Origin of the sequence: Thermococcus sp., from assembly GCF_027066465.1 — an archaeon.
Lineage (GTDB): Archaea > Methanobacteriota_B > Thermococci > Thermococcales > Thermococcaceae > Thermococcus.
The window spans coordinates 1-9,896 of the sequence record NZ_JAMONU010000115.1 but is presented as its reverse complement, the minus strand read 5'-3'; the positions used below and the strand labels follow the sequence as shown (position 1 = coordinate 9,896).

The 9,896-nt window shown below is 54.3% G+C and carries 12 protein-coding genes; 6 read left to right on the top strand and 6 right to left on the bottom strand.

From position 1 onward, the window contains the following. Both MVK46_RS05355 and MVK46_RS05350 read right to left on the bottom strand, forming a co-directional pair. A partial coding sequence (locus tag MVK46_RS05355; RefSeq protein ID WP_297535612.1) for a P-loop NTPase occupies nucleotides 1-513 on the bottom strand: 513 nt, incomplete at its 3' end. 82 nt (nucleotides 514-595) lie between these two features. Then, the gene (locus MVK46_RS05350) at nucleotides 596-1,501 is read right to left on the bottom strand and encodes an AAA family ATPase (RefSeq protein WP_297535611.1); all 906 of its coding nucleotides are present in this window, start codon (nucleotides 1,499-1,501) and stop codon (nucleotides 596-598) included. A 336-nt stretch (nucleotides 1,502-1,837) separates the two neighbouring features. Between MVK46_RS05350 and MVK46_RS05345 the strand changes: the two genes are divergently transcribed. The 6 genes from MVK46_RS05345 to MVK46_RS05320 are packed head-to-tail and all read left to right on the top strand — an operon-like array spanning nucleotide 1,838 to nucleotide 6,922. Beyond that, the gene (locus MVK46_RS05345; RefSeq protein ID WP_367182634.1) at nucleotides 1,838-2,443 is read left to right on the top strand and encodes a 4Fe-4S dicluster domain-containing protein; all 606 of its coding nucleotides are present in this window, start codon (nucleotides 1,838-1,840) and stop codon (nucleotides 2,441-2,443) included. Beyond that, nucleotides 2,440-4,410, top strand: coding sequence for an anaerobic carbon-monoxide dehydrogenase catalytic subunit (cooS, locus tag MVK46_RS05340; RefSeq protein ID WP_297535609.1), 1,971 nt, complete (start codon nucleotides 2,440-2,442; stop codon nucleotides 4,408-4,410). Before MVK46_RS05345 ends, cooS begins: the two co-directional genes overlap by 4 nt. A 34-nt stretch (nucleotides 4,411-4,444) precedes the next feature. Beyond that, a complete protein-coding gene (locus MVK46_RS05335; protein WP_297535608.1) occupies nucleotides 4,445-4,852 on the top strand; it encodes a 4Fe-4S dicluster domain-containing protein in 408 nt (135 codons plus the stop codon). Beyond that, complete coding sequence (locus tag MVK46_RS05330) at nucleotides 4,849-5,901, top strand: FAD-dependent oxidoreductase (protein WP_297535607.1); 1,053 nt, start codon at nucleotides 4,849-4,851, stop codon at nucleotides 5,899-5,901. Before MVK46_RS05335 ends, MVK46_RS05330 begins: the two co-directional genes overlap by 4 nt. After that, on the top strand, nucleotides 5,901-6,425 hold the full coding sequence (locus tag MVK46_RS05325) for a 4Fe-4S dicluster domain-containing protein (RefSeq protein WP_297535606.1): 525 nt from the start codon (nucleotides 5,901-5,903) through the stop codon (nucleotides 6,423-6,425). The genes MVK46_RS05330 and MVK46_RS05325 overlap by 1 nt, the downstream gene beginning before the upstream one ends. Before the next feature lie 26 nt (nucleotides 6,426-6,451). Then, nucleotides 6,452-6,922 (top strand): hydrogenase maturation protease, encoded by a 471-nt coding sequence (locus tag MVK46_RS05320; RefSeq protein ID WP_297535605.1) that lies wholly within the window; start codon nucleotides 6,452-6,454, stop codon nucleotides 6,920-6,922. Between the two features lie 22 nt (nucleotides 6,923-6,944). On the opposite strand, the gene MVK46_RS05315 is transcribed toward MVK46_RS05320, so the two are convergent. From MVK46_RS05315 to porA, 4 genes are all read right to left on the bottom strand, one after another. Continuing rightward, the gene (locus MVK46_RS05315; protein WP_297535604.1) at nucleotides 6,945-7,469 is read right to left on the bottom strand and encodes a hypothetical protein; all 525 of its coding nucleotides are present in this window, start codon (nucleotides 7,467-7,469) and stop codon (nucleotides 6,945-6,947) included. Continuing rightward, the gene (locus MVK46_RS05310) at nucleotides 7,466-7,729 is read right to left on the bottom strand and encodes a hypothetical protein (RefSeq protein WP_297535603.1); all 264 of its coding nucleotides are present in this window, start codon (nucleotides 7,727-7,729) and stop codon (nucleotides 7,466-7,468) included. The genes MVK46_RS05315 and MVK46_RS05310 overlap by 4 nt, the downstream gene beginning before the upstream one ends. 86 nt (nucleotides 7,730-7,815) lie before the next feature. Beyond that, nucleotides 7,816-8,811 carry a pyruvate synthase subunit PorB gene (gene porB / locus MVK46_RS05305; protein WP_297535613.1) on the bottom strand — a complete coding sequence of 332 codons (996 nt, stop codon included), beginning with the start codon at nucleotides 8,809-8,811 and terminating at the stop codon, nucleotides 7,816-7,818. Between the two features lie 10 nt (nucleotides 8,812-8,821). Continuing rightward, nucleotides 8,822-9,896, bottom strand: a 1,075-nt coding sequence (porA, locus tag MVK46_RS05300; RefSeq protein WP_297535602.1) for a pyruvate synthase subunit PorA, incomplete at its 5' end; no start/stop codon positions are given.

The following is a 9,896-nucleotide window of genomic DNA, read 5'->3' as shown; positions in this document are numbered from 1 at the left end:
GATGCTCTGCACGACGGTGAGTATCTCATCGCCCGTTCCAGGCGGAAAGTCAATTATCATAAAATCAAGCTCACCCCACTTAACATCACCAAGGAGCTGTTTGATGGCCTTTGTGACGAGGGCACCGCGCCAGATTATCGGCTGGTCCTCCGGAACGAGGAAGCCCATGCTCATGACCTTGATGGGCGTTATCTGGCCCATGAAGTCGGCCATCGGCGGGAGCATCTCGAAGCGACCGTCCTCCAGCCTCTCCGCCAGAACGTCGGCCTTGTCAACGCCGAGCATCTTTGCAACGTTCGGCCCGTGTATGTCCGCGTCGAGCAGGCCGACGTAGTAGCCCTTCTTCGCAAGCGCGGCCGCGAGGTTCACCGCAACGGTGCTCTTTCCAACGCCACCCTTACCGCTGAGAACCGCTATCTTGTACTTCCACTTCTTCTGCTTCTCCTTTATCCTCTCCGTGAGCGGGTCAGCGCCCAGACCGCTTACGTTGAGGGTTGGAGCCTTAATCGTCATATTGCACCACCGACGGGAATAGTTCGGTGAACTTAAAAACCTTGTCCCAAAAAGGGTAAGATGGGTCAGAATTGTGCAATATTCACTCGGCGTACTTCAACAGTATTTCCTTCAGCTCGAGGGCTTTCATGTAAGTTGGAGACTCCGGATTCCCGAGTATGGCTTCAATTTCCGGGTCGTATTCTTCCACGAGCTCATCGTACGGGATTATCGTTTTTGTCGTGAAATCGTTGAATCCAAGCTCGTCGAGTATCCTCTCGACCTTCTCAATCTGACTTTCCTTCTTTACTTTGTTTATCACGAGGTGGACATACTTAATGCCGAGCTGTCTCGCGAGCTTTGCGGCATCAACCGCCACCTGAACGGAGTTGTAAGTTGGCTCTGTGAGAACAACGGCCTGCTTGAAGCCCTTGGCCAAAGCCCTTCCAAAGTGTTCAAGACCCGCCTGAGTATCCATGAGAATTATCTCACCTTTCCTCAGGTTGATGTACTTAACAACGGCATCAAGGAGAGCGTTTTCAGGACAGAGACAGCCGGCGGCGGCCTGAACAACGCTTCCCATGACGAGGAGCATGACTCCATCGGGCCCAACAACACCGAACCTATCAACCACGTCCCGTACATCTGGGGTCAACGAGAAGTACAGCCCCCAGTTAGTTCCGGGTCGCGCCCCAGTTTTTTCCTCGATGTAGTCAAGGTTCTTGTTGAGAGGAACTATTTTATCCCTGATTTCCTTGGGAACACCGAGTGCGTGTGCAAGGTTCATCTGAGGGTCCTCATCAACTGCTAAAACGCGATAGCCGTCGCGTGCGAGTAGTCTTGCGAGAAGGGCGGTCATTGTGGTCTTACCCACACCACCCTTGCCGGTGATTACAACTCTGAACCCCTCTTCGGGGGCCTGCTTTTTGGTTCGTTCTCGCAACTTTTCAGCTATCTGAAATAGCTTTTTTCGTCTTTCGTCTTCAATCGATTTGAGGGGCTTTCCCATAAGCAACACCAAAAAATTTGAAAAACCCAACGTATAAATGCTTTTAGGTTCGAATTTAGAACTATTGAAGTGGACAAAATTGTAAACTATATGGAACATAATTGAGTATTATTGTCTCCAATTATTCACACGAACATTTTTGTCCAAAGGTGTATAACTAAAAGTTTCAAACCTTAGGATAACTTATCCGTATGACCATTTAGTCATAAGAATTAAATCTCATTATACAAAGATATGGAACTAAAGTGTAACAATTTGAATTACAAATTCACGGTTTTAAGCTGAAACGGAAACCCATTTATATACAAATTTGTTACATAAGCTTCGGTGATTCCTATGCCACCTGATTCAAAGCCCACAATTTTCATAAACCCAGCGAAGTGCATAGGCTGCCGGCACTGTGAAATAGCATGTGCAGTGGAGCACTCACAGAGCAAGGACCTGTTCTCAGCGATATTCGAGAATCCACTACCAAAGCCGAGGATACACGTTCTCCCCATGGGAGCATACAACGTTCCCATGAACTGCCGGCACTGTGAAAACGCACCCTGTATGGAGGTCTGCCCAACAGGGGCAATTTTCAAGGACGAAGATGGCGCCGTTCTCGTCGATGTGGACAAGTGCATCGGTTGCAAGATGTGCGCAATAGTCTGTCCCTTTGGTATCCCAGAGTTCGACGCCCTCACCGGCGTGATGTTCAAGTGCGACATGTGCCCGGACAGAAGGGCAGAGGGACGGCTTCCGGCCTGCGTTGAGGCCTGTAAGACCGGCGCACTTATGTTTGGAACCATAGACGAGGTGGTCTCGCAGGTCAGAAAGGAGACCGCCGAGAAGATAATCAAGCTGAAGGAAGGCGAATACAAGGAGGAATACAACGGTTGGGACCTGTTTAGGTCTTTTCAGGCCGAGGTTATTCGGATTAATGAGGGGGAGTCGAAATGAAGAAGTATAAGGAAGTATCGATAGACCCCACCACCCAGAAGATGTATGAACGCGCCCAAGAACTGGGCATTGAAACCGTCTGGGAGAGGCTCGAGAAACAGCAACCCCAGTGCGGTTACGGTCTGCTTGGAATCTGCTGTAGGAACTGTATGATGGGACCGTGTAGGATTAACCCCTTCGGCGGAGAGCCCAAGAGAGGCGTCTGCGGTGCCGACGCCGATACAATCGTTGCCAGAAACCTCCTCAGAATGATAGCGGCCGGTGCAGCTGCACACAGCGACCACGGGAGGCACGTTGCTTTAACTCTCCTCGTCGCGGCTGAGATGGCTGAGAAATTCAAGAAGGAAGGAAAGCCCGTCCTTGAGCTCGACAACATGGCCTCGAACACCCTGCCCTACCAGGTTAGAGACCCCGAGAAGCTCAAGGCGGTTGCAAAGAGGCTCGGAATCGAAACCGAGGGCAAGAGCATAAGGGAGCTCGCCAAGGAAGTAGCAGAGGTAGCTCTCAGGGACTTCGGAAAGCAGGACGAGGAACCGTTGGAATTTCTCAAGGCATACCTCAACCCGAAGACCTACGAGATGCTTGAAAAAGCCGCCGAAAAGGCCGGGATGCCGTGGTTTGAGAAGGGCGTCCTCCCGAGGAGCATAGACAGGGAGATAGTTGAGAGCCTCCACAGGACACACATCGGAACCGACCACGACCCGGTGAGCATACTCCTCCACGGACTCAAGACGGCCCTCGGCGACGCCTGGGGTGGCTCGCTCATAGCAACTGAACTCCAGGACGTCCTCTTCGGCACGCCGAAGGTTATAAAGGCCGAGGCCAACCTCGGCGTCCTGAAGGAGGACTACGTCAACATAGTCGTCCACGGCCACGAGCCTGTTCTCTCGGAGAAGATAGTCGAGGCGGCCCAGGACCCCGAGCTAATAGAGCTCGCCCAGAAGCTTGGAGCCAAGGGCATAAACGTCGTCGGAATGTGCTGTACCGGCCTTGAGGTCCTCATGAGGCACGGAATTCCGATAGCGGGCAACTTCCTCCAGCAGGAGATGGCCATCGTTACAGGTGCCGTCGAGGCAATGGTCGTTGACGTGCAGTGCATAATGCCCGCAACGGTCGACGTCGCAAGGTGCTTCCACACCAAGATAATAGACACGAGCCCGATAGCGACTTTCCCAGGGGCAATTCACATCAAGTTCGACGAGAGGAGGGCCGACGAGATAGCGAAGGAAATCGTTAGAACGGCAGTTGAGAACTTCCCGAACAGGTCGAAGCAGAGGGTCGAGATACCGAAGGAGAAGATGTCGGGCTACGTCGGCTTCAGCGTCGAGGCCATACTCGAGCACTTCGGAGGCTCCCTCAAGCCCATCGAGGAAGCCATCGTTGAGGGCAAGATAAAGGGCGTCGCCGGCCTCGTCGGCTGTAACAACCCGAAGGTGAAGCAGGACCACAACCACATAAAGATAGCCAACGAGCTCATGAAGAGGGACGTCCTCCTCATTGGAACGGGCTGCTGGGCCACCGCGGCGATGAAGTACGGCATCTTCCTGCCCGAGTACGCAGACACAGAGAACGTCGGGCCCGGCCTGAGGGAGTTCGCCAAGGAGTGGGGCATTCCCCCGGCGCTCAACATGGGCTCGTGCGTTGACTGTACGAGAATGCTCGTCTTGGCTGACCTCATAGCGAGGGACTTCAACGTGCCCATCTCGGCACTGCCGGTCGTTGGTTCGGCCCCTGAGGCAATGACCGAGAAGGCGGTCTCAATAGGAACCTACTTCGTCGCCAGCGGAATAACAACTCACCTTGGCGTCGTTCCGCCGGTTCTCGGCGGGCCCAAGGTCGTGAAGATTCTCACACAGGACCTCTACGACATCGTTGGAGCGGCCTTCATAGTGGAGCCAGACCCGTACAAGGCGGCAAAGCTGATGTACGAGCACATCATGAAGAAGAGGAAAGAGCTTGGAATTTGATTTCTCCTTTCTTCACTCTTTTTGAGGTGATACCATGGAGGAGGAATTCGAGGGGGTTAAAGCCGACGCCTGCATCGGCTGTGGACTCTGCGCTCAGGTGTGTCCACACAACGCGATATTCGTTATGGATAACGATAAACGGGTCGTTTCCTTCCATCCCGAGCTCTGCAAAGAGTGCAACTACGAGTGCAACAGCATCTGTCCCACTCAGGCAATCAAGGGAAAGCCCACTAGAATTGACCTTGAATTTGAATACGCCCACTGTCAGGTCTGCGGTAAAAAGCTCGACTACACGGTCAAGACCGCGGAGTTTCTTTATCGCAAACTCGGAAAGTTCTACGATTACCCAGAGATTGTGTTCATGTGCGACAGGTGCAAGCACGAGCGCGTTAAGGAGTTCCCGAGCGAGTACCTGAAGTTCTTCGGGGGGATGCTCAAATGAGGGGCATGAAGTTTTCGTTTCTCTGCAGGAGCAAACCGGAGAAAACCGGCAAACGGGTGGCGATAATCGGGGCCGGCCCCGCGGGATTGACGGCCGCCGGTTACCTCGTCTGTAAGGGTCATGACGTTGATATCTACGATAAAATGCCGGAACCCGGCGGGCTCATGCTCTTCGTTATCCCGGAGTTCAGGATTCCGGTTGAGAGGGTTCGCCTCGGAGCTAAAGAGCTTGAGGAAGAGTTTGAGGTAACATACTATCCAAAAACGAAGGTCATGGAAGGTGAGAGACAGGACGAGGGCGACGAGTTCTACGAAAGGGTGGTTAGGCTGAGCGAGCTGAAGGAAAAATACGACGCCGTGCTCATAGCGACGGGGATATGGAACGTTAGGAGGATAGGAATTCCCGGAGACGACCTCGAGGGCATAATCTCGCCTCTCGAGCTCCTCTTCTGGATAAAGGGGCACGAGCTCGGCTACGTTCCAAAGGAGAAGGTTCCCGATTTAAAGGGCAAGAAGGTCGGCATCATAGGAGCCGGTTTGACGGCGGTCGACGTAGCCTTCGAGTGCAACCGCCTCGGAGCCGAGGTTGAGATATTTTACCGCAGGACGATAAGAGAGGCTCCGGCGGGAGCCTACGAGATAAACATTTTGAGAAACAGGGGAGTTAAATGGTTCGAGCTCGTAACACCGAAGCGCGTTATAGGTGAGAACGGCAGGGTTAAAGCCATCGAGCTCCTGAGGACGAGGCTCGGAGAGCCCGACGAAACGGGAAGGAGGAGACCAATTCCCATTCCCGGCTCAGAGTTTCAGGTCGAGCTGGACTATCTCGTCTTCGCCATAGGAATGGTTTCAACTCCACCGGTTAACGGGTCATACCTCGCCACTGACAGAAGGGGAAGGATAGTCGTGGATTCGAGGCACATGACGAGCGTCGAGGGAATCTTCGCGGCCGGCGACGTCGTCAACGGCCCGACGAAAGTCGGCAGGGCCATAAAGGACGGCCTGTACACGGCGGTTTCAATAGACAAATGGCTCAGGGGGGAGCTCTGATGGAGCGGAAGTACCTCTACCTCGACTACCTCACCTGCATCGGCTGTGAGACCTGTGAAACCGTCTGTGCATTCATTCACGATGGCAATCCCAACATCAGGATTTACGTGACCGAGAACAAGCAGTACGTCCCGATAAACTGCAAGCACTGCGACGATGCTCCCTGTCTCAGGGTCTGCCCCACCCACGCGATATACCGCGACGAGGACGGTGCAGTTAGAATCCACGAGGAGAAGTGCATCGGTTGTCTAGCCTGCCTGCAGGTCTGCCCCTACGGCGTTCCATTCTACAGCCTCAAGGTGAAGGCGATAACCAAGTGCGATATGTGCGCCGACAGACGCGAGGAGGGACTCGAGCCGGCCTGCGCCCTTATGTGCCCGGCAGAGGCGATTCAGTACGGCCCGCTTGAGATTGTCCTCGAACTCGTTAAGGAGAGGCGCGCCAAGAACATTCCGGAGCACCAGCGCGAGCTAAGCGACGAGGAGCTGGAGAGGAGCGTTATTTCCGGCTACTCCGTTCTCTGACACCTTTTTGTTTAGGTGGTGCGAAAATGGAAAGGATAGAACTAAAGGACGTTATCGGAAATGCAAGGAGAGTAGTCCTGTGGGGGATAGGAAACGAAAAGCGGGGCGACTACGGCTTTGGGGCCTACCTTGCCGAGGCCCTTATGATAGCCATTAGAAACCCGAACTTCCTCGTCCTCAACTGCAGGGAGGTTCCGGAGAGCCAGGCCGGAGTTACGGTCAGGTTCGCCCCGGAGCTTCTTATCATCGCTGTCTCCCTCGAGCTCGGTGAGGAACCGGGAAAGCTCGTCGTTGCCGAGCCCTGGGAGGCCATTGAAGACGTTCCCGAGGAGTTCAGGCCGCAACTTGAGGTCACTCTGAGGCACGTGAGCGAGCTCTTACCCGACACGAGGGTATTAATCCTCGGCTGTCAACCTGAGAATTGGAAAATGATAACTAAAAAAATTAAAAGGTGTATATATGGGTTAACCTTAACTTTTAAAGAGTTCTTTGATTAAGTTTTAGCCTTACATTAACTAACTAATACTTAACGCTTGACTCAAGGGCGTCGAGGACAACCGTGAAGTGGAGGTAGTACTCCTCGGCGAGCCTTCTGAGCTGAACTTCGTCGTCCCCAGTCAGCTCGTCCCGCTTTGATATGTAGTCCTCAACGGCCCTGTATATGACCCCCTCCGCCTCCTCCCTGACCTTGTGGAGGTTCTTGAAGAATGAGTACAGGTCTTCAAACCTGAACTCGAAGATTGCCAGCGAGCCGGCTCCTATGAACTCTATCCGATAGCAACAGCCGTCGGCTTTCCCCTCATCGAGGGGGAGGTCGAGCCTCGTCGTGTAGGAGCGGTTGAGCTTTCTGGCCACGAGGCGGACCATCTTCGAGACCTTCTGGTGGAGGAGAATCCTGTTGGACAGCTCAAGGGCCTCGACGTGCAGCTCCTCCAGCTCTTTCTTGAGCTTTTCCCTCTCGTTGAGGGCGTTCATGAGCTTAACACTGACATCCTCGAGTATCTGCCCCTTGTTCTCGCCTTCGACTTCGAACTTCCACTTCATGGTATCACCTCCAGCCTCCTGAGGGCCTTTTCAACGTCTATGGTCCTCTCGATGTCCTCAACCTGCTCAACCGTTTTTCTGAGTGCCTCTATGAGCCTCTTGTAGTGGTCAATCTCGCTCCCCCCTTCTTCCCCGAGCTGTCTGTTGAGCATCATCCTGAAGACGTCGTCCTTTTCAACGAATGAGAGCGCCTTCTTTATTTTCTCCAGAAGCTCCTCTATCCCCTTTTCTTCAACCTCGACCCTGACGACAACGGCCATTATACCACCCCAACAATAATTAGAAGCGCCAAATAAAAAACTATTTTTGGTTCAGTCCTGCAAAATTCAGAAAAGAGGGGTAAAAATCACTCCCCGGGCTTGGGGAGGTAGACTTCAACACCGAGAACCTTCCACATGGCCTTAATCTGGTTCCTGAGCTCATCTATTGCTTCCGGCCTCTTGAAGAGGTGCTTGAACCTGCCCTGTAACTTAAGGTACTCCTCGATGGGCTTCTTGAACTCGATGGCAACTACCCTTCCGCCCTCGCGCTTGACCTTGGCACCTCCTCCGGGGCTCTGTATCTTGATGTTGTGGAAGTCACCGTTCTCAATCTCGAAGAGCGGCCATACACCGGTCTCGATTGCTAAGCGGGCTATCTCGACGCCCTTCTCGAGCGGGCTCTTCCATCCGGTCGGGCAGGTGCAGTGCATCTGAATGAAAGCAGGTCCATCGAGCTTCGCCGCTTTCTTGACCTTTCTGACAAGGTCAAAGGGATTTCCAATGCTCGCGGTCGCGGCGTACGGTATCATATGGGCTGCAGCTATAAGGGCGACCCACTTCTTGGGCTTGTCCTCACCGATGGAGTACTTGCCGGGTGGTGAGGTGGTCGTCCAGGCTCCGTAGGGGGTTGAGCTTGAGCGCTGAATTCCAGTGTTCATGTAAGCCTCGTTGTCGTACATGACGTAAACCACGTTGTGCCAGCGCTCGAGCATGCCGCTCAAGGCCTGAAGACCGATGTCAGCGGTTCCGCCGTCTCCACCGAAGGCCAGTATCTTGCCCTTGATTCCCTTCTTCTTCCATGCAGCATCGATACCGCTCGCGGCAGCCGCTGCGTTCTCAAAGGCCACGTGTAACCACGGAACCTTCCAGGCGGTGTAGGGGAACACCGCCGAGACGACCTCCATACACCCGGTCGCGTGGGCTATGGCGAACGCATCCGGGTCGCCGTACTTCTCCTCCATGGCCTCGCTAAAGGCCTTAGTAACGAGTTTCATTCCGGTTGCACAGCCACAGCCGGCACAGGCGGCGTGACCGGGCGCCCAATACTCGCGAGTCGTGATTGGGGGCTTCCTAACGGCCATCTCCATCACCTCACAGAATCTCCTTCCTGAGTCCAATCCAGCTTACCTCGGGATACTCCTCACCGGCAAGGGCCTTCTGGGCAATCGCGAGGGCCTCATCAAGCTGGCCAAAGGTTACGTCCCTGCCGCCGAGTCCGACTATGAAGTCCACGAGCTTCGGCCTCTCGTCGAGGTTGACGAGGGCCCTGCTGAAGTCCTGGAAGAGCGCACCGCCGATGCTGTAGGTAACGTTCTTCTCGAGGAGCGCTATCACCTTGGCCTTCTTGGCAAGCTCCCTGACCTCTTCAACCGGGAACGGCCTGTAAACCGTGAGCTTCGCAGCCCCAACCTTGACGCCCTTCTTCCTCATCCTGTCCACGTACTCCTTGACGGTTCCTGCGAGCGAACCCATGGTGACGAGTATTATGTCCGCATCCTCTGTCCTGTACTCCTCAACCTTCTGGTACTTCCTGCCAAAGCGCTTCTCGAACTCGGCAAAGACTTCGTCTATGACCTTCTTGGCGTTCTCGTTGGCCTGCCAGACGCCATAGCGAGCTTCCATGTAGTGGGCAGGGAAGCCGAGGGCACCCTGGGTTATGGGCCTCTTCGGGTCTATGTAGGCGTGCTTCGGCTCGTATTCGCCGAGGAACTCGTCAACTACCTCCTGGTCCGGAATCTCAACTGGTTCAACCGTGTGGGTCAGGATGAACGCGTCGAAGCCGACCATCGCCGGCAGGAGAACCCTCTCGTCCTCGGCGACCTTGTAGGCTATGAGGATTAAATCGAGGGCCTCCTGGTTGTTCTCGGCGTAGAACTGCATCCAGCCGGTGTCGCGCTCGCTTATACTGTCCTGCCAATCGTTCCAGATGTTAATCGGCGAGCTGAGTGCGCGGTTTCCGATTGCCATGACTATCGGAAGGCGCATTCCTGAGGCTATGTAGAGTATCTCGTGCATCAAAGCCAGACCCTGAGAGGCTGTGGCAGTGAATACCCTGACTCCCGCCGCTGAGGCACCGACACAGGCGGAAATTGCTGAGTGCTCGCTCTCGACCTTGATGAACTCCGCATCGAGCTCGCCGTTGGCGACGAACTCGCTGATTTTCTCC

Bases quoted from the DNA above. Each gene is read 5' to 3' on its own strand.
- MVK46_RS05345 (WP_367182634.1), top strand. From the start codon at position 1,838: ATGCCACCTGATTCAAAGCCCACAATTTTCATAAACCCAGCGAAGTGC.
- MVK46_RS05330 (WP_297535607.1), top strand. From the start codon at position 4,849: ATGAGGGGCATGAAGTTTTCGTTTCTCTGCAGGAGCAAACCGGAGAAA.
- MVK46_RS05325 (WP_297535606.1), top strand. From the start codon at position 5,901: ATGGAGCGGAAGTACCTCTACCTCGACTACCTCACCTGCATCGGCTGT.
- MVK46_RS05350 (WP_297535611.1), bottom strand. From the start codon at position 1,501: ATGGGAAAGCCCCTCAAATCGATTGAAGACGAAAGACGAAAAAAGCTA.
- MVK46_RS05320 (WP_297535605.1), top strand. From the start codon at position 6,452: ATGGAAAGGATAGAACTAAAGGACGTTATCGGAAATGCAAGGAGAGTA.
- MVK46_RS05310 (WP_297535603.1), bottom strand. From the start codon at position 7,729: ATGGCCGTTGTCGTCAGGGTCGAGGTTGAAGAAAAGGGGATAGAGGAG.
- cooS (WP_297535609.1), top strand. From the start codon at position 2,440: ATGAAGAAGTATAAGGAAGTATCGATAGACCCCACCACCCAGAAGATG.
- porB (WP_297535613.1), bottom strand. From the start codon at position 8,811: ATGGCCGTTAGGAAGCCCCCAATCACGACTCGCGAGTATTGGGCGCCC.
- MVK46_RS05335 (WP_297535608.1), top strand. From the start codon at position 4,445: ATGGAGGAGGAATTCGAGGGGGTTAAAGCCGACGCCTGCATCGGCTGT.
- MVK46_RS05315 (WP_297535604.1), bottom strand. From the start codon at position 7,469: ATGAAGTGGAAGTTCGAAGTCGAAGGCGAGAACAAGGGGCAGATACTC.